The organism is Phenylobacterium sp., assembly GCF_030697925.1.
In the GTDB taxonomy this organism is placed as follows: domain Bacteria; phylum Pseudomonadota; class Alphaproteobacteria; order Caulobacterales; family Caulobacteraceae; genus Phenylobacterium.
In genome coordinates this window covers 23,563-40,701 of the sequence record NZ_JAUYOJ010000229.1, presented here as the reverse complement: position 1 = coordinate 40,701, position 17,139 = coordinate 23,563, and the positions used below count along the sequence as shown (strand labels likewise).

Sequence of the window (17,139 nt, the reverse complement as noted above, 5' to 3'; positions counted from 1 at the left end):
CGACCGCCCGGCACGAACGGCTCGATCCGCGCCCACTGATCGTCCCGAAGAACCTCGCCTTCCAACACACCCTCCAAAGAGAAGCGTTGAATCAGAACAGCGCCAGTCAGGGAATCCTAAATCGTCACTACCGCCTAGACCGGCTTGGCCGGGTCCTCGGCGAAGACCTGCGGCGCCGGCTTCCTGGCGCCGAAGGCGGTGGCCGCACGGCGGCGCACGATGTCCCCGGCGCGGGGTTCGTGGACGGGGGCGGCGAACTCGGCGGCGATCTGCAGGAAGCGCGCGGCGATCTCCCGATCGGGGACCTCATTGTCGCGCACCAGAGACAGGACTTCCTCGACATAGGTGTCCAAGCTCTCGCCGGCCTTCTCCATCACCTTGGCGCGGGTCGAGGCGAAACCGCCATAGTTGGCGCTGGGCCGGATGGCCTCGGCGAAGGCCAGCAGGGTGCGGCAGCGGTCGACCAGCTTGGCGTCAGGCTCCAGGGTCAGGCGCGGCTCGGTGCGCATCATCCGCGCCACCCGGACCTTGTGGTTGGGCAGGGCCGCGCCCAGGACCTTGTCCAACTCACGCAAGCGGCCCTCGACGACGGCCGCCAGGGTCTGTTTCTGCTTCTGGACGCGGAAGCCCCAGCCGCTCTCGCGCGACAGCTCGATGGAGTTCTCCATCTCGGCGATCTGCAGGGTCAGGGTCTCCACCGTGGCCGCCGCGGCCAGCCCGCCGGGCGGCCCGCTGTTCAGATCGAAGTCGGCGACCTTCTTCAGATTGGCGTCGATGGCGTCCATCAGCCGGATCGCGAAGATCGCCAGCTCGGAGTCGGCCAGGTAGTGCTCGTTCGGCCGGTCCATGACCGCCGAAACCACCCGCAGGATGGTCCAGGGCTCGGCGAGCTGAGCCGAGAGCATCTCGAAGAACCGCGGGCCGGCATCCTCGGCCTCGAGGCCGGCGTCCTTGTAGGCCACCCGCGCGGCGGCGGCGTGCTCCTCGTTGAACCGGCCGATCCATTCGGGCAGCCGAAGGGTCGCCTGGCGCACGATCGGCGCCAGGGTCAGGCAGGAGAGCAGGTGCTGGGTCCCGCCGGGCCGGGTCGGCTCAATGGCGTCGATGGCCGCGATGAAGTCGCGCTGTTCTCCCGCTCGCAGGCCGTCCGCGGCCATCTGGGTCAGGATGTCGAAGGGTTCGGTGGAGCTGGCTCCGGGGCGATATTCCACCAGCGCCCGGGCGGCGCTGGCCACTTCGAACGGCGCCTGGGCCTTCAGCCCGCGCCAGATGAGGGCAAGGGCCGCGCGCGGGAAGGCGATGCGGGCCTGGTCGGCGGCGTCGCCCGTGAACAGGGGGGCGATGGGCTCCAGCACGCGGTTGCGCAGGTTGCGGTCGGCGACCTCAGCCTCGACCACCCGCCGCACCCCGGCCAGGGCCGTGTCGCCCGCCGCGGCGGCAAGCGCGTTCTGCAAGCCGGTGACCACCTTGTCGGGCGCGTGCTCGACGAGGTTGCGGACGATGTCGATCTTGGCGTCGGGCAGCCCGGCCATCGGGGGGAAACTCCAGGCGCGGTCACAATCCGCGCTTGGACCACTTATGCTTGCCGCCGGTTAAGGCTTTCCGAAAACCAAACCATTTCAAGCTTCAGCACGGGGCAGGTCCAACTCGACCAGAAGCCCGCCCAGCCGCGACGGGCCCAAGGCCAGCGAACCGCCGTAGGCCCGGGCCAGTTCGTCGATAATGGAGAGGCCCAGTCCCGATCCGGGCGCGCTCTCGTCCAGCCGCGCGCCGCGCCGCACCACCTCCTCGCGCTCCTCGGGGGTCAGGCCGGGGCCGTCGTCCTCGATGGAAAGCCGGAAGCGTTCTGGGGAAATCGGCGTCGTGCGGATGCGGACCTTGGCCTTGCACCACTTGCCGGCGTTCTCCATGGCGTTGCCGGCCAGCTCCAGCAGATCCTGGCGCTCGCCCAGGAAGTAGAGGTCGTCGGGGGCGTCCCAGTCGATGACCACCCCCTTGTCGACGAAGATCCGCTCCAGGGTCCGCGACAATTCGTCCAGCACCTCGGCGACCGGCGTCCGTTCGCCCGAGCCCTGGGTGCGGGCGGCCGCGCGCGCGCGGCGCAGGTGGTGGTCGACCTGCTGGCGCATGGCCTCGGCTTGCTCCTCGACCACGCCGGCCAGCGAGCCCTTGGTCTGGCGCGCCTCGGTCAGCATCACCGACAGCGGCGTCTTCAGCGCGTGGGCCAGGTTGCCCACATGGGTGCGCTGGCGTTCCACGACCTCCTGATTGTGGGCCATCAGGGCGTTGAGCTCGTCGGCCAGGGGTGAGAGTTCCGTGGGATAGACCCGCACGACACGCTCGGCGTTGCCCCGCCGCACCGAGGCCACCTCGCGGCGTAGGGCGAACAGCGGGTTCAGGCCCACCCGGACCTGGATCACCACCGCGGCCACCATGCCGACGCCCAGCAGGACGAAGACCACGGCCGTGGCGGTGATGAAGCCGCGCACGTCGCGGTCCACGGGGCCGCGGTCCTCGGCGGCCATGAAGATCACCGGTGCGGCGCGATTGGGCAGTTTCACCTGGGTGGCCATGGCCCGCAGGGGCTTATTGAGCTCGTCGCGGGTGTCGTAGGAAACCGGCTGGCCTGGCCGGCTGCGGAGCTGCGCGGCGATGTCGGCCGGCGCCTCGAGTTCGGAGTCCCACAGGGAGCGCGAGCGCACCAGCACGTGGATGCCGCCCTGCGGGGTCGGCTCGGCGATCTGCCAATACTTGCCTGAATAGGCGCGCAGGGCCCGCAGATCGGTGAGGGCCGGGGCGATGACCTGGCCCCGGTCGTCGATCGAGGCGCCGGCGGTGAGGTTGTCGATCAGCTCGGCCAGCCCCTGGTCGAACCGCCGGATCGCCGCCTGCTGGAACAGCAGGGCCAGCACGATGGCCGAGACCATCAGCACCGCGAGCGTCCATCCGGCCGCCAGGATCACCAGCCGCCGGACGAGGGAGGGACGGCTCAGGGCCTCGAGGGTCACGTCGCGGCGCCGCCCAACTCCTCGGCGGGCGCGGTCAGGCGGTAGCCGAGGCCCCGCACGGTCTCGATCCGGTCGGCGCCGATCTTCTTGCGCACCCGGCCGATGAACACCTCGATGGTGTTGGAGTCGCGGTCGAAGTCCTGGTCGTACAGGTGCTCGACCAGCTCCGTGCGGCTGATCACCCGGCCCTCATGCATCATCAGATAGTGCAGCAGGCGGTATTCGAGCGAGGTCAGCCGCAGAGGCTCGCCGTTCACCGTGGCCCGCGCCGCGCGCGGATCCAGCCGCAGGCCGCCGATGGAGAGGCTGGGCGCCGCGTGGCCCGCCGAACGCCGCAGCAGGGCGCGAAGCCGGGCCAGCAGTTCCTCGGTGTGGAAGGGCTTGGTCAGATAGTCGTCGGCGCCGGCGTCGAAACCGGCGACCTTCTCGCTCCAGGCGCCGCGGGCGGTGAGGATCAGCACCGGTGTGGCCACGTTCCCGCGCCGCCAGCGCTCCAGCACCGAGACGCCGTCCACCTTGGGCAGGCCCAGGTCCAGGATCACGGCGTCATAGGGCTCGGTCTCACCCAGGAACTGGGCCTCTTCGCCATCGGGGGCGTGGTCGACCGCGTAACCGGCGTCGCCGAGCGCCGCCTTGAGTTGCCGCGAAAGGTCCGGATCGTCCTCGACCAGCAGGATGCGCATGGGAACCCCTTAGCCGCCTTGGCGGGAGAGTATCGCGCCGCTCTGGGCGTCGACGATGAAGATGATGACCCGGCCGTCATTGGTCTGCCACTGGACGAAATAGGCCGAGCGGCCCCCGAATTCACCCTGGGTGGTGTTGAGTTGACGGCCCGGCGTGCGCGCGGAGATCATGGCGATCACCTGCGACAGCGGCACCTGGCGGCCGCCGCGCACAGCTTCGCGCGCGGTGTCCTGGTCCCCGCGACCGCCGCCGTACGACGGCCGGTCGAAGTCCGGCCCACGCTGCGCGTGCGCCCCGAAAGGGACGGCGGCCAGCAGGGCGGCGATGACGAACAGACGCTTCATGGCGCTAAATCTAACGCCCGATCACTGAACCGGGCCTGAATAGCGGGTTTATGCAGGGGTTGCGGCGGTCTGTCACGCCGCGGGGCCTATCCTTTGCGGCGCGGCGTATAGGGGCGATCCTTACGCCAGCGTTCGGCGAAGGCTTCCAGCTCGGAGTCGGGCTTGTCGGGCAGCATCAGCACGATGCGGCCCAGCAGGTCGCCGCGCTTGCCGCGGGCGTCCGAGAGCCCACGGCCCTTCAGCCGCAGGGACTGGCCGCTATTGGCGTCCTTGGGAATGGTGAGCGAGACCACGCCGTCGGGGGTGGGCGCCTCGACCTTCCCGCCCAGTACGGCGTCGGGAATGCTGATGGGCAGATCCATGACCAGGGCCGAGCCCTCGCGGCGGAAGATCGGGTGGGGCTTGACCGAAAGCTCGATGAAGGCGTCGCCCGGCCCCGCGCGGCCCGGCGACCCCTGGCCCTTCAGACGCAGGGTCTGGCCCTCCTCGGCGCCCTTGGGGATGGTGACGTCGATGGTGCGGCCGTCGGAGAAGCCGATGCGCTTCTTGGCGCCGTGGATGGTCTCCTCCAGGTCGATCTCCAGCTTGGCGCGCACGTCGGCGCCACGCTGGGAGAAGCCGCCAAATCCACCGCCCTGGCCGCGCCGGCCCAGGATCTCGCTGAACAGGTCGCCCAGGTCACCGCTCTCCATGCCCTCCGGGCCGCCGCGGCTGGTGTTCCACTGACCGCCCTGCTGGCCGCCCCAGGGACTACCGCCGCCGCCGAAGCCGCGCATGGTCTCGCGGCCGTCGGCGTCGATCTCGCCGGCGTCGAATTTCTTGCGCTTCTCAAGATCGCCCAGGATGTCGAAGGCCGCGCTCACCTGTTTGAAGCGATCCTCGGCGGCCTTGTTTCCGGGATTGGCGTCAGGGTGATGCTGCTTGGCGAGTTTTCGGAACGCCTTGCGGATCTCGTCGGCGCTCGCGCCGCGAGACACGCCCAGCTCCTGATAGGGATCGCGCGCCAAGGGAAAGGAACCTCGTGGAAGGGGGGGAAGGTGTAGGGCCTTCAATTAGGCGGTTTGCAGCGGGGCGCAAGCTCTATTGTGGCAAAAATATCACATCCATGGGCGCGCGCCGAGTCTAGGCTGTCGCTTTAGCGGGGGCGTCATGGGCGCGGTGCTGTTTTCGTTCACGGGTCGGATCGGACGGGCGGTCTTCCTGCTGTCCTCCGCCGGGTTGTTCCTGTTGCTGCTCGTCTATCAGTACCTGACCGGCGGGTGGGTGCTGAATTATCTCGGCTGGGCGATCTGGGGGTATCTGCAGGGCGCCTTGCTGGTCAAACGCCTGCACGACGTCAATCGATCCGGCTTCTGGGCTCTGGCGGTCGGCGCGGCCCTGGTGATCGGCGGGATCGTATTCAGCTTCATCGGCGGCGCCGAGGGAACGCCTTCGGCCCTGCGCCTGGTCGGATTCTCCGTGCCCATGGCCTGCGCCATGGGCTTCACCCTGGGCCTGCTGGCCTTCGTCGGCTCCAAGCCGGGCTCCCGCCGCGAGAACCGCTTCGGGGAGCCGCCCGAATACCAAGCCGAGTACTAGTCCCTGCCGCGCTCCTCCATGAGGTCCCAGGCCGCGTAGTCCATGGCGTCCTCCGGCTCCGGCAGGGTGTCCTCGTTGATGGTCTGGCCGCGCACCGAAACCCCGGCGGCGTGGACGCTCTCGGGATCTCCCGAGACCAGCGGATGCCAGTCGGCCAACCCTCGCCCCTCATTGATCCGCCGATAGGCGCAGCTCAGCGGCATCCAGGCCAGGGCGTCGATATTGTGCGGCGTCAGCTTGATGCAGTCGGGCACGTGGCGCTTGCGGTTCGCATAGTCGGTGCAGGTGCATTTGTCGGGATCGAACAGCTTGCAGTGGACCCGGGTGGGGATCACCTCGCCCGAATCCTCGTCCTCGAACCGCACCAGGCAGCACAGGCCGCAGCCGTCGCACAGGCTCTCCCACTCGCGCACGGTCATGTGCGTGAGGGCTTTCGTTTCCCAGAAAGGTCTCGAAGCCATGCTATGGGCGTCCTGCATCCAACGAGCCCGACCGGCCCAGAATATCCGTGACCGACGAGAACGACCATCCGAACGGGCGACCGGAAGGCCTGCGGCCTGGAGGCAAGCCCGCGCCCGAGCCGGACGCCGGGACGCCGTTCCGCGCCGACCTGCCGCGCCCGGCCAAGAAAGGCAAGGGTGCTCCGCCGTCCGGCGGCAAGCCGCCGCGCCGCCGAATGGGCTGGCTGGTCAAGCTGCTGATCGTCCTGATTGCCGCCGTGGCGCTCGCCGCCGCGGGGGGCGCCTACTACCTGCAGCAGGTCTTTCTGACCGATCTGCCGCCCCTGCCCGGCCGCGAACGGCTCTACGCGATCAACAGGGCGCCGGCGATCAAGTTCTTCGACCGAAGCGGAACCCTGATCGCCTCGCGCGGTCCGAAATACGGCGACCGGGTCCGGGTGGCCGAGCTGCCCGCCCATGTCCCGTATGCCTTCCTGGCGGCCGAGGACAGGCGCTTCTACAAGCACGGCGCCGTCGACGTCTGGGCCATCGCCCGCGCCGCCCACGCCAATTACAAGGCCGGCGCGGTCGTCGAGGGCGGCTCGACCCTAGCCCAGCAGATCACCAAGAACATGTTCCTCGCCCCGGACCAGACGCTGAGGCGCAAGATCCAGGAGGCGGCGCTCGCCTATCGCCTGGAGGCCATGCTGACCAAGGACGAGGTGCTCGAGCTCTATCTCAACCGCATCTATTTCGGGGCCAACACCTTCGGCCTGGACGGGGCGGCCCGGACCTATTTCGACAAGCCGGCCAGCCAGCTCACCCTGGGCGAGGCCGCCCTGCTGGCGGCCCTGCCCAAGGCGCCCTCGCGCATGGCGCTGCACCGGAACATGGAGCGCGCCCAGGTGCGCCAGCGCCTGGTGCTGCGGCGGATGCGCGAGGAGACCTGGATCACCGACGCCCAGCTCCAGACCGCCCTGGCCGAGCGACCCAGGATCGGTTCGCGGGCGATGGCCGACGGCGGCGACGATGGCTACGTCCTCGACTATGCGACCAACGAGGTCCTGGCCATGGTCGGACCCAACTCCCCCGACCTGATGGTGCGCCTGACCATCGATCCGCGCCTGCAGGCCGCCGGCGCCTCGGCCCTGCGCGCCGTGGTGGCTGGACAGGGACGCGGCGGTCCCAGCCAGGGCGCCCTGCTGGCCATTGACGAGCGCGGCGCGATCCGCGCCATGGTCGGCGGGGTCGACTACAGCCAAAGCGTCTTCAACCGCGCCGTCCAGGCCAGGCGCCAGCCGGGGTCGTCCTTCAAGCCCTTCATCTACGCCGCGGCCCTGGAGCACGGCATATTGCCGTCCGACACCCGCATCGACGGCCCGGTGAGGTACGGCGACTGGAGCCCGGGCAATTACGGCGGCGGCTATCGCGGCCCGGTCAGCGTGAGCACCGCGCTCGCGCTCTCCATCAACACGGTGGCGGTGAAGCTGGGCTACGAGGCCGGCACGGCGGCGATCGGGGAACTGGCCAAGCGCTTCGGCCTGACCACGATCCCGGCCAACCCCAACCTGTCGGTGACGCTCGGCGCCTATGAGGTCCCGCTGATCCAGATGGTCTCGGGCTACCAGGTGTTCCAGCAGGCCGGGAACCGCATCACCCCCTATGTCATCGACGAGATCCAGACCGTGAGCGGTCAGCCGGTGTTCAGCCACCAGACCGCCTCTCCGGTTCCGGTCTACGACCTGCCGCGCGCCAGCATGATGGTGCGGATGATGATGAAGGTGATCACCTCGGGCACCGGCACGGGGGCGGCGATCGGCCGGCCGGCGGCCGGCAAGACCGGGACCAGCCAGAACTGGCGCGACGCCTGGTTCATCGGCTTCACCCCCGACATGACCGCCGGGGTCTGGGTCGGTCACGATGACGACCGGCCGATGAACCGGGTCACCGGTGGCGAGGTCGCGGCCGAGATCTGGCGGCGCTACATGCTGGTCGCCCACGAGACCCTGCCGGTGCGCGAGTTCGACTGGCTGCTGCCCGATCCCGAGGGTGGCGAGGGCGAATTCGCGCCCGGCGGGCCTGTGGACTACCAGGACGATCCGCGCAACGCCTTCTATGACGACCTGGCCGATGAGTTCTCCCAGGTGGCCGAGCCGGAACCGGAACCGTCGGTCGCTGAGCCGCCAGCCGAGCCCGAGCCCTATCCGCGCGATCCCGAGCCCTATCGCGACGAGCGCCTCCCGAACTGACGGGCTTGGTAAGCTGGCCGGTCGCGGCTATGTCCCTCCCCGCATGAAGCCCCCCATTCTCGCGCTCAAGGACGTCCGCCTCGCCGACGGGCCCAAGATGCTGTTCGACGGCGTCGACCTGGCCGTCGAGCCGCGCTCGCGCGCCTGCCTGGTGGGCCGCAACGGGGCGGGCAAGTCGACCCTGCTGCGGATCCTCGCCGGCCAGGTCCAGGCTGACGACGGTGAGCGCGCCATCCAGCCCGGAACCCGCGTGGCCTATGTGCCCCAGGAGCCGGAGATCGTCGGCGCGACCCTGCTGGACCACGCCACCGCCGGCGGCGCGGCCCCCCACGAGGCCGAGGCGGCCCTGGCCCTGTTCGGCGTCGATCCGGCCAAGTCCACTTCCGGCCTGTCGGGCGGAGAGATCCGGCGTACGGCCCTGGCCCGCGCCGTCGCCGAGCAGCCCGACATCCTGCTGCTGGACGAACCGACCAACCACCTGGACATCCTGGCCATCGAGACCCTGGAAGCCGAGCTCTCCAAGTCCAAGGCCGCCCTGCTGATCGTCAGCCACGACCGCGCCTTCCTGGAGCGCACCACCAACCGTTCGTTCTGGCTGGAGCACCGCAGGGTCCGCCGCCTGGACAAGGGCTTCAAGCACTTCGACGACTGGGTCGAGCGCATCCTAGCCGCCGAGGCCGAGGAGGGGCGCCGCCTCGACAAGCAGCTGGAGCGCGAGGAGTATTGGCTGCAGCGCGGCGTCACCGGACGCCGGGCCCGTAACGAGGGCCGCCGCCGCGCCCTAATGGACCTGCGCCAGACCAAGGCCGAGCGGCTGAAGGAGGCGCGTGGGTCGCTCTCCATGAACATCGCCTCCTCCGGGACCTCGGGCCAGCGCGTGGCCGAGGTGAAGGGCATCGAGAAGACCTATGGCGACCGCACCCTGCTGAAGGGCTTCTCCACCCGCATCCTGCGCGGCGACCGGGTGGCCATCGTCGGCCCCAACGGGGCGGGCAAGACCACCCTGGTCAAGCTGCTGCTGGGCGAGATCCCGCCCGACGCGGGCAGCGTCAATCTCGGGGTCAATCTGGACGTGGCCTATATCGACCAGGCCCGCGCCGACCTGAAGCCGGAGATGCTGCTGCGCGACGTCCTGACCCCGCTGGGCGGCGACCAGGTCATGGTCCGCGGCCAGCCCAAGCACGTGGCCTCCTACGCCCGCGAATTCCTGTTCACCGACAACCAGCTTCGCCAGCCGGTGCGCAGCCTGTCGGGGGGAGAGCGCAACCGCCTGCTGCTGGCCCGGGCGCTGGCCACGCCGGCCAACCTGATCGTCCTGGACGAGCCGACCAACGATCTCGACATGGACACCCTCGACCTGCTCGAAGACCTGTTGGCCGACTATGAGGGAACCCTGATCCTGGTCAGCCACGATCGCGACTTCATCGACCGGCTGGCCACCTCCACCATCGCCCTCGACGGCCGCGGCAAGGTGGTCGAGACGCCGGGCGGATGGCAGGACTTCCTGTCCCAGAACCCCGGCTTCTTCCAGGCCATCGCGGCGAAGGCCGCGTCGGCCGCCGCCAAGCCCGCACCGGCCAGGAGCGAAGCGGCCAAGCCGACCAAGCTCTCCTACAAGGACCAGCGCCGGCTGCAGGAGCTGGAGGCCGCGATCTCCGCCCTGCCCGGCAAGATCGCCAAGATGGAGGCCGACCTGCACGACCCAGCGCTCTACACCCGCGATCCGGCCAAGTTCCAGACGATCAACAAGGCCCTGGAAGCCGCCCGCGCCGAACTGGCCGCTTCGGAAGAAGCCTGGCTGGAGCTGGAAGAACGCCGCGAGGCGCTGGAAGCCGGCCGCTAGCGGACAAAGCAGACTCCGCCCGCCTCGACGACCACCTCGCAGAACAGCTTCGCCTCGGCGCGGTTGGTGAAGCCGGTGACCAGGGCGCGGTGGAAGATGCGGCCGTCAACCGTGGCCAGCTCGACGCTCTTGCGCAGCGGCTCGGGCAGAGGGCCGAGTTCGGCCAAGGCGTTTTCGGCCTGACGCGCCGTGCCGACCGCGACGATCTGGACCTTGAAATTGCCGCTGGCCGTCGGTGTTGGGAGCGGCGGTGGAGCGGATCCGGCCGCGACAATGGGTTGCGACGGCGACGGTGCGGCGGCCGGCTCGCCGGGCGGCATGAGCAGGCGTCGGCGGGCGCTCACGGCGGTGGCGATGGTCTCTGAGTCTTCGGCGGCGGCGATCGGTTGCGGCGCAGCCGGCTCCGGCGCTCGGACCGGCGGCGGGGCCGCCTTGGGCGTGGCCGGCGGCGGCGGCCGCTCGGGCGACGCCATCACCGCGCTGGGCGCGTCGCTGCAGATCGAGGCGATCACGTCGGACATGAAGGCGCTGGGCGAGGGCTGGATCCAGCCGCCCGGAACCTGGCGCAGGATCGGTTCGCCCTTGCCGTTCGGCTCCGGATAGATGGTCATCCGCAGGACCATGTCGCGGCGACGCGCGCAGTCCACGTTCACCGTCGAGCGCATGGAGCGGTAACCCAGATTGCGACCGGCCTCGGCGCTCACCGCCTCGCCGCGCAGCTGGACGCCCTCGAACAGGACCCCGCCCTTGGTCGTTCCGCGGTTCTGGATCGCAACCACCAGGTCGCGCTTGATCGAAACCACCTGCGCGCGCGGCAGGCCGCTGGCGGCCACCGCCCGGCGCTCGGCCGCGCTCAGGGACCCATCGAAATCCTGGGCCGCCGAGGCGCCTGACAGAACGACGGCGACCGCCAGGCCGGCGCCCAGACCCTGAATGCTCATCCCTGCCCCCGCGAACCGCCGCGGACCTGCCAACGCGCGATCTTAACCGTGTCACGTCGTCGTCGCACAGATCGCCGCCGCGCTCCAGACCACCGGCTCCAAAACCGGCGACGACGCGCGCCGAACCATCGGCGCAGCAATCCTGTGGATTATTTTAGAGTTTGAAATAACTGATGAATTTCGCCGAAATCCCCGACCTGTCCACAGGCCTTCCACCGATTCCAGCGGCGTCGCCCACACCACGGCAAGGTCGGGCGCTTGCGTCATAGCGGGTGTGGTGGGAACGTCAAGGGGCCGAGAGGGACCGCGGCGCGGGCGGACCGGGAAACCGGACCGCCAGACGAGCGGAAGGTTCTCGGAGGACGGAAACTGGGGCGACCCGGAGACCGGCCCTCCAGGGACAACGGTTGCGACGGAAACCTGCGGGGAAGCCCGTGATCGAAGTCGCCGACCGACCTTGAAGGCGCAGATCCCCCAACGGATCTGGATTAGAGGGCGACGCACCGGGCGACCGTGGCGTCGCCCTCTTGCTATGCGCACATGCGACATACTGACGTTTGGCCGTCATCCTTAAGGCTTTGGTCGCCACACCGCGCGAAAATCGCCGCATGACCCGGGAGAACACCAAGCGCCCGAGCGCCGGCCGATCACGCCACCTGGCGCTGAGCGTGGTCCTGATCATGGGGTTCGCGGCGAGCGTGGTGTTCGGTTTGAGCCTGACCCGCGCCGCGGGCGGCGTGGCGACGATCTGGCTCGGCAGCGGCATCGTGGCCGCCGCCTTGCTGCTCCTGCCGCGTCGCTGGGGATTCGGTGTCGCCGCGATCTGTTTCGCCTTCCAATTCCTGTACAATCTGCGGATCAACCCGCCCCTGATCGGCCTGGCCTTCTCGCTGCTTTGCCTGGGCGAGTCCCTTGCCACCGCCTGGCTGGCCCACAAGACCTGCGGCCAGACCATGCGGCTGACCAGCCTGAAGCGGGTGGCGCGGCTGATCGGCTTCGCCGTGGCGCCGGCCACGGCGGCCAGCGCCGTGCTGGCGGCCGACGCGCTGACCCTGTTCGGGCGCAGCTTCAACGAGGTCCTGGGCCCCTGGTTCTACTCCCACGCCCTGGGTGTGGCGATCGTGCTGCCGGTCATCCTGATGGTTTCCCGGCGCGACCTCAGCGAGGACTTCCGGCGTTCGGTCCTGGAGCAGGTCGGTCTTTACGGCCTGATCGCGGCGGCCAGCGTCCTTTGCTTCCTGCCCATCCGCTTCCCCATGCCGTTGATGGTGTTTCCCATCCTGACCCTGATCGCCGTCCGGCTGGGCCCGCGCGGGGCGGCGGTTTCGGCGCTCGTCCTGGCGGCGATCGGCGCCGGTCTCATGCTGAACGACTTTCGCCCGGCGACTGGGGCGATCTGGACGATGGTGGAGAAGACCCGCAGCCTGCAGTTCCTGATCGCCATTTCCTTCTTCTCCAGCCTGTCCATGGGGCTCGCCATCGCCGACCAGAAGCGCCTCAAGCGCCTGTGGGCCGGCCGCACCCGGGTCGCCCGCGCCGCCCAGGCCCGCGCCGTCGCCGCCGGCCAGGCCAAGGCCGAGTTCCTGGCCACCATGAGCCACGAGATCCGCACGCCGATGAATTCGATCGTTGGCTTCACGGAGGTGCTGCTGCGGCGTGACGATCTGCCCGAGGCCGCCCGCCGCCAGCTGAGCCTGATCGACCGGGCCGGCGCCTCTCTGCTGACCGTCGTCAACGACGTCCTGGACTTCTCCAAGATGGAGGCCGGCGAGGTCGAACTCGCGCGCCGCCCGGTCACCCCGCGTGCTCTCGCTCAGGATTCGCTCGCCATCGTCGCCGAGGCCGCCCGGCGCAAGGGTTTGGATCTGCAGCTCGGCTTCATCGGTCCGGTCGAGCGACCGCTGATGATCGATGACCTGCGGGTGCGTCAGGTCCTGCTGAACCTGTTGTCCAACGCCATCAAGTTCACTGAGACTGGCCGGGTGCGTCTGGACGTCCAGGTCCGCGAGAACGAGAGCGATTTCGCCCTGCGCTTCACGGTCACCGACTCCGGCGTGGGGGTGCCCTCCGACAAGATCGAGCGGCTGTTCAAGCGTTTCAGCCAGGTGGATTCCTCCGTCAGCCGCGCCCATGGCGGCACGGGGCTGGGTCTGGCCATCTGCAAGGGCTTGACTGAGCTGATGAGCGGCCAGATCGGCGTCGACGGCGGATCGGGCGCCGGCTCGATCTTTTGGTTCGAGATTCCCGCCGCCCAGGCCGAGGTCGCCGCGGCCGTGGAGGCCGCTGCGCCGGCCGCCGAGGAACTGCGAGCCCGCATAATGCTGGTCGACGACCATCCGATGAACCGCGAACTGGGCGCCACGGTGCTGGGCCTGCTGGGCTGCGAGGTGGTGTTGGCCGAGAATGGCGAGGAGGCTGTCGAGGCCGCGCGCTCGGGCGGCTGCGACCTGATCCTGATGGACGTACATATGCCGCGCATGGACGGCCTGGAGGCAACTCGCAAGATTCGCGCCCTGGGCGGGCCGAACGCCACGATCCCGATCATCGCCATGAGCGCCGACGTCATGCCGGAGATGGAGACCGCCTGTCTCAAGGCCGGGATGAACGACGCGATCGGCAAGCCCGTCCAGATTCAGGCGCTGCACGCCATCATCGCCAAGTGGTTGGCTGCGTCGGACAATCCCGCCGCCGAGGCCGCGGCCTAGAAATCCCCTTCCTGCGCGGCGCGGGCCTTGGAAGCGTCCGCATCGCCGACTAGGCTCGCGCCCGGTCCAGTTGGGGGATGTCCATGAAACTCTTGCGCCTCGCCGCCGTCGCGCTCGCCGCCCTGGTCTGCGCCTGTTCTCCGGCCAAGCAGGAACCCCCCATCCAGGCCGGCCGGACCACCATCCGTTTCGCCACCGACTGGCGGGCCCAGGCTGAGCACGGTGGCTTCTACCAGGCCCTGGCCTCGGGCGAGTACGCCAAGCGCGGGCTCGACGTGCAGATCGTCCAGGGCGGTCCGGGGGTGAACGTGCCCCAGCTCCTGGCCTCCGGCGCGGTCGAAGCGGGGATGGGCTCCAACAGCTTCATCGTCATGAACCTCGCCCAGGAGGGCGTGCCGGTGAAGGCGGTGGCGGCGATGATGCAGAAGGACCCGCAGGTGCTGATCGCCCACCCCGGCCAGGGGATCGAGAAGATCGCCGACCTGAGGGGCCATCCCATCCTGCTGTCGGACGCCTCGGTCTCGGCCTTCTGGGTGTGGCTGAAGGCCAAGTACGACTTCACCGACGACCAGGTGCGCAAGTACACCTTCAACGCCGCCCCGTTCCTGGCCGACAAGCGCGTGGCCCAGCAAGGCTATGTCACCAGCGAGCCCTACACCATCGAGAAGACCGTCGGGATCAAACCGAAGGTCTTCCTGCTCGCCGATGAGGGCTATCCCGGCTACGCCACCATGATCCTGGTCCCCGACAGCCTGATCGCCAAGGACCCGGCGGCGGTGAAAGCCTTCGTCGAGGCCACGGCCCAGGGCTGGAAGGACTACCTCCACGGCGACCCCAAGGCCGCCGACGCCCTGATCCGCGAGGACAATCCGGAAATGACCCAGGACATCCTCGACCAGGCGCGCGAGAAGCTGAAATCCTACGGCATCGTCGAGTCCGGCGACGCCCAGGCGGGCGGGATCGGCGTCATGACCGACGCCCGCTGGGCTGAGTTCTTCGAGGTCGCGTCGTCGCAGGGGGTCTATCCGAAGGATATGGACTTCAAGCGCGCTTACACCCTGCAGTTCGTGGCCCCGGCGGCGAAGTGACCGCAGTCGCCGTCCTGGAAGATGTCGAGGTCGAGTACGGTCCGCGTGGGCCGGTGCTCGGACCCGTCGACCTCCGCGTCGAGGCCGGCGAGATCCTGGCCCTCGTGGGTCCGTCGGGCTGCGGCAAGTCCACGGCCTTGCGGCTGCTGGCCGGCCTCGAGGCGCCGAGCCGCGGTCGCGTCCGACGGGCGCCTGGACGCGGCGAGACGGCGGTGGTGTTCCAGGCGCCGACCCTGGCGCCCTGGCTGACCGCGCGGGCCAATGTGGCCCTGCCGCTGGAGCTCTCCGGCGCGCCCCGCGCCCAGGCCTACGAGCGCGCGGTGGCGGCCCTGGCGCGGGTGGGCCTGGCTGGGGCGGAGCTAGCTCGGCCGGCGACCCTCTCCGGCGGCATGGCCATGCGGGCCTCGCTGGCCCGCGCCCTGGTCACCGAACCGCGCCTGCTGCTGCTGGACGAGCCCTTCGCGGCCCTGGACGAGATCACCCGCCGGGCGTTGGCCGACGACGTCCTGGCCCTCTGGGCGGCTTCGCGGCCGGCCATCGTCTTCGTCACCCACAATGTGGAGGAGGCCGTCTACATGGCCGACCGGGTGATGGTGCTGACGCGCGGGCCCGGCCGGATCGCCGGGATCGCCCAGGTGGAAGGGCCCCTGCCCCGTCCCCCGGGGTTCCGGATCTGTGAAAGCTTCCGGACGGCTGTCGAGGAGGTCACCGGCCTGCTCACCCGCGGCGCGGGGCTGGCGGCATGATCCGCGCCCTGGCGCCCTTCGTCCTGATCGCCGTCCTGCTGGGCGCGTGGGAGGCCGCGGTCCGGGCCCTGGGAGTTCCGGCCTATTTCCTGCCCGCCCCATCGGCGGTCGCGCTGGCGCTGGTCGAGCACCTGCCGGTGCTCATGGCCGCGGCCTGGATCACCCTGTCGACGGCGATCATCGCCCTGGTCATCGCCAGCCTGGCGGCCATGGCTGTGGCGGTTGTGGTCGGCCTCAGCCCCCTGCTGGAAGCCGCTGTCAGGCCCCTGGCCTCGGTGCTGCAGGTGACCCCGGTGGTGGCCATCGCGCCCCTGGTGCTGATCTGGGCCGGCATCGACCACCCAGAGAGGGCCATCATCGCGCTCGCGGTGCTGGTGGCCTTCTTCCCGATCTTCTCCGGGGCGATCACCGGACTGCACGCCGCCGACCGCGACCTGGAGCGGCTGTTCGACCTCTATGGCGCCGGGCGTTGGAGCCGGGTGATGCGGTTGCGGCTGCCGTCGGCCGTGCCGTTCCTGCTGGAGGGCCACAAGGTGGGCGCGGGCCTGGCGATCATCGGCGCCGTTGTGGCCGAGTTCAGCGCGGGCTCCGGCGGGGTGCGCGGCCTCGCCTGGCAGATCCTCGACGCCGGCAACAAGCTGCAGACCGCCCGCATGATCGCCGCCCTGGTGGTGCTGGGCCTGATGGGGGTCGCGCTGCACGCCCTCCTCGACCGAGCTGAGCACGCGGGCCTGACATGGTGGCGAGGCCGTTAGGCTTAGCTGTTAGTCGGGGGTTAAGCGGCTTGGGGTTAACCCTGGCGGACCATGCGCCTGGGTCTCCTCATCGTCGCGCTCGCAAGCGCCTCCCCGGCCGCCGCCCAGATGGCGGGTGATCGCTATGGCGACCGCTCGCCCACCGCCGCGGCCGCCGCCATCGGCGCCTCCTATGACGGGCCCACCCTCTCCTGGTCGCGCAAGACGCAGCCCGCCCCGCCGGTCGCTGCCGGTCCCCACGCGCCATCGCGGCCCGAGCCCCTGGCGCTCGCCAGCCAGTTCCGCGCCGGCGGCCTACCGCCCGCGCCGCGAATCCAGAGCGGCCCCGAGCCGCGCGCCTACCAGCCGTTCCAGCCGCAAACCCCGATCCCGCTGCAGTGGAGCGCCCCCAAGGCGAACCTGCCCGGCACGCTCTACGACACGCCGCCCGCGGTCGCCCAACAGATCGCCGCCGCCGCGCCGCCGCCCGCGCCTGTCGCGCAGCCGCAGCCGATGCGGCTCGCCGCGGTCGCCCCGGCCCCCGCCCTGCTGGGCGGTCCGCCAGCCACCGTCGCCACGACCCCGCGCGGCGCCGGCGGCGCGACCCGGCTCTACTCGGTCCACCGCGGCTACGGGCTGACCCCCGACGCGATCCCACAACAGCCGGGGGGCGACCGCTACGTCCTGATCGGCCCGCCGGACGCAGGCGTCCAAGCCTCCCCGAAACCCGACGACGACGATCCGGACGACAGTCCGGGCGTCTTCTGAAGAAGACCCGT

The 17,139-nt window shown here is 70.0% G+C and carries 15 protein-coding genes; 8 read left to right on the top strand and 7 right to left on the bottom strand.

Going from position 1 to position 17,139, the window contains the following annotated elements; all coding sequences use genetic code 11:
* Positions 1-134: 134 nt before the first annotated feature.
* The 5 genes from Q8Q88_RS22550 to Q8Q88_RS22530 all read right to left on the bottom strand — a co-directional run bounded on the left by Q8Q88_RS22550 (position 135) and on the right by Q8Q88_RS22530 (position 5,043).
* Positions 135-1,532 (bottom strand): hypothetical protein, encoded by a 1,398-nt coding sequence (locus Q8Q88_RS22550; protein WP_305677426.1) that lies wholly within the window; start codon positions 1,530-1,532, stop codon positions 135-137.
* 87 nt (positions 1,533-1,619) lie between these two features.
* The gene (locus Q8Q88_RS22545; RefSeq protein WP_305677425.1) at positions 1,620-3,008 is read right to left on the bottom strand and encodes a sensor histidine kinase; all 1,389 of its coding nucleotides are present in this window, start codon (positions 3,006-3,008) and stop codon (positions 1,620-1,622) included.
* On the bottom strand, positions 3,005-3,691 hold the full coding sequence (locus tag Q8Q88_RS22540) for a response regulator transcription factor (RefSeq protein ID WP_305677424.1): 687 nt from the start codon (positions 3,689-3,691) through the stop codon (positions 3,005-3,007). The genes Q8Q88_RS22545 and Q8Q88_RS22540 overlap by 4 nt, the downstream gene beginning before the upstream one ends.
* Before the next feature lie 9 nt (positions 3,692-3,700).
* Positions 3,701-4,036, bottom strand: coding sequence for a PepSY domain-containing protein (locus Q8Q88_RS22535; protein ID WP_305677423.1), 336 nt, complete (start codon positions 4,034-4,036; stop codon positions 3,701-3,703).
* A gap of 86 nt (positions 4,037-4,122) precedes the next feature.
* Complete coding sequence (locus Q8Q88_RS22530; protein WP_305677422.1) at positions 4,123-5,043, bottom strand: J domain-containing protein; 921 nt, start codon at positions 5,041-5,043, stop codon at positions 4,123-4,125.
* 142 nt (positions 5,044-5,185) lie between these two features.
* On the opposite strand from Q8Q88_RS22530, the gene Q8Q88_RS22525 reads away from it, so the two are divergent.
* Complete coding sequence (locus tag Q8Q88_RS22525; protein WP_305677421.1) at positions 5,186-5,614, top strand: DUF805 domain-containing protein; 429 nt, start codon at positions 5,186-5,188, stop codon at positions 5,612-5,614.
* On the opposite strand, the gene Q8Q88_RS22520 is transcribed toward Q8Q88_RS22525, so the two are convergent.
* Positions 5,611-6,075, bottom strand: coding sequence for a YcgN family cysteine cluster protein (locus tag Q8Q88_RS22520; protein WP_305677420.1), 465 nt, complete (start codon positions 6,073-6,075; stop codon positions 5,611-5,613). The genes Q8Q88_RS22525 and Q8Q88_RS22520 overlap by 4 nt on opposite strands.
* A gap of 47 nt (positions 6,076-6,122) precedes the next feature.
* Here Q8Q88_RS22520 and Q8Q88_RS22515 point away from each other — a divergent pair, with 47 nt between their 5' ends.
* On the top strand, positions 6,123-8,303 hold the full coding sequence (locus tag Q8Q88_RS22515) for a PBP1A family penicillin-binding protein (RefSeq protein WP_305677419.1): 2,181 nt from the start codon (positions 6,123-6,125) through the stop codon (positions 8,301-8,303).
* A 43-nt stretch (positions 8,304-8,346) separates the two neighbouring features.
* Complete coding sequence (locus Q8Q88_RS22510; RefSeq protein WP_305677418.1) at positions 8,347-10,146, top strand: ABC-F family ATP-binding cassette domain-containing protein; 1,800 nt, start codon at positions 8,347-8,349, stop codon at positions 10,144-10,146.
* On the opposite strand, the gene Q8Q88_RS22505 is transcribed toward Q8Q88_RS22510, so the two are convergent.
* A complete protein-coding gene (locus tag Q8Q88_RS22505; RefSeq protein WP_305677417.1) occupies positions 10,143-11,087 on the bottom strand; it encodes an SPOR domain-containing protein in 945 nt (314 codons plus the stop codon). The genes Q8Q88_RS22510 and Q8Q88_RS22505 overlap by 4 nt on opposite strands.
* 608 nt (positions 11,088-11,695) lie before the next feature.
* Between Q8Q88_RS22505 and Q8Q88_RS22500 the strand changes: the two genes are divergently transcribed.
* From Q8Q88_RS22500 to Q8Q88_RS22480, 5 genes are all read left to right on the top strand, one after another.
* Positions 11,696-13,792 (top strand): ATP-binding protein, encoded by a 2,097-nt coding sequence (locus Q8Q88_RS22500; protein WP_305677416.1) that lies wholly within the window; start codon positions 11,696-11,698, stop codon positions 13,790-13,792.
* Positions 13,793-13,875: 83 nt separating this feature from the next.
* Positions 13,876-14,880, top strand: a complete 1,005-nt coding sequence (locus tag Q8Q88_RS22495; protein WP_305677415.1) for an ABC transporter substrate-binding protein — start codon at positions 13,876-13,878, stop codon at positions 14,878-14,880.
* Positions 14,877-15,626 (top strand): ABC transporter ATP-binding protein, encoded by a 750-nt coding sequence (locus tag Q8Q88_RS22490; RefSeq protein ID WP_305677414.1) that lies wholly within the window; start codon positions 14,877-14,879, stop codon positions 15,624-15,626. The genes Q8Q88_RS22495 and Q8Q88_RS22490 overlap by 4 nt, the downstream gene beginning before the upstream one ends.
* Positions 15,623-16,381: an ABC transporter permease gene (locus Q8Q88_RS22485; protein ID WP_305677413.1), complete on the top strand. Its 759-nt coding sequence runs from the start codon at positions 15,623-15,625 to the stop codon at positions 16,379-16,381. The genes Q8Q88_RS22490 and Q8Q88_RS22485 overlap by 4 nt, the downstream gene beginning before the upstream one ends.
* Before the next feature lie 51 nt (positions 16,382-16,432).
* On the top strand, positions 16,433-17,128 hold the full coding sequence (locus tag Q8Q88_RS22480) for a hypothetical protein (protein ID WP_305677412.1): 696 nt from the start codon (positions 16,433-16,435) through the stop codon (positions 17,126-17,128).
* Positions 17,129-17,139: the final 11 nt, after the last annotated feature.

Coding starts and splice junctions, on each gene's coding strand:
- Q8Q88_RS22550 (WP_305677426.1), bottom strand. CDS start 1,532: ATGGCCGGGCTGCCCGACGCCAAGATCGACATCGTCCGCAACCTCGTC.
- Q8Q88_RS22540 (WP_305677424.1), bottom strand. CDS start 3,691: ATGCGCATCCTGCTGGTCGAGGACGATCCGGACCTTTCGCGGCAACTC.
- Q8Q88_RS22535 (WP_305677423.1), bottom strand. CDS start 4,036: ATGAAGCGTCTGTTCGTCATCGCCGCCCTGCTGGCCGCCGTCCCTTTC.
- Q8Q88_RS22525 (WP_305677421.1), top strand. CDS start 5,186: ATGGGCGCGGTGCTGTTTTCGTTCACGGGTCGGATCGGACGGGCGGTC.
- Q8Q88_RS22520 (WP_305677420.1), bottom strand. CDS start 6,075: ATGGCTTCGAGACCTTTCTGGGAAACGAAAGCCCTCACGCACATGACC.
- Q8Q88_RS22510 (WP_305677418.1), top strand. CDS start 8,347: ATGAAGCCCCCCATTCTCGCGCTCAAGGACGTCCGCCTCGCCGACGGG.
- Q8Q88_RS22505 (WP_305677417.1), bottom strand. CDS start 11,087: ATGAGCATTCAGGGTCTGGGCGCCGGCCTGGCGGTCGCCGTCGTTCTG.
- Q8Q88_RS22500 (WP_305677416.1), top strand. CDS start 11,696: ATGACCCGGGAGAACACCAAGCGCCCGAGCGCCGGCCGATCACGCCAC.
- Q8Q88_RS22495 (WP_305677415.1), top strand. CDS start 13,876: ATGAAACTCTTGCGCCTCGCCGCCGTCGCGCTCGCCGCCCTGGTCTGC.
- Q8Q88_RS22485 (WP_305677413.1), top strand. CDS start 15,623: ATGATCCGCGCCCTGGCGCCCTTCGTCCTGATCGCCGTCCTGCTGGGC.
- Q8Q88_RS22480 (WP_305677412.1), top strand. CDS start 16,433: ATGCGCCTGGGTCTCCTCATCGTCGCGCTCGCAAGCGCCTCCCCGGCC.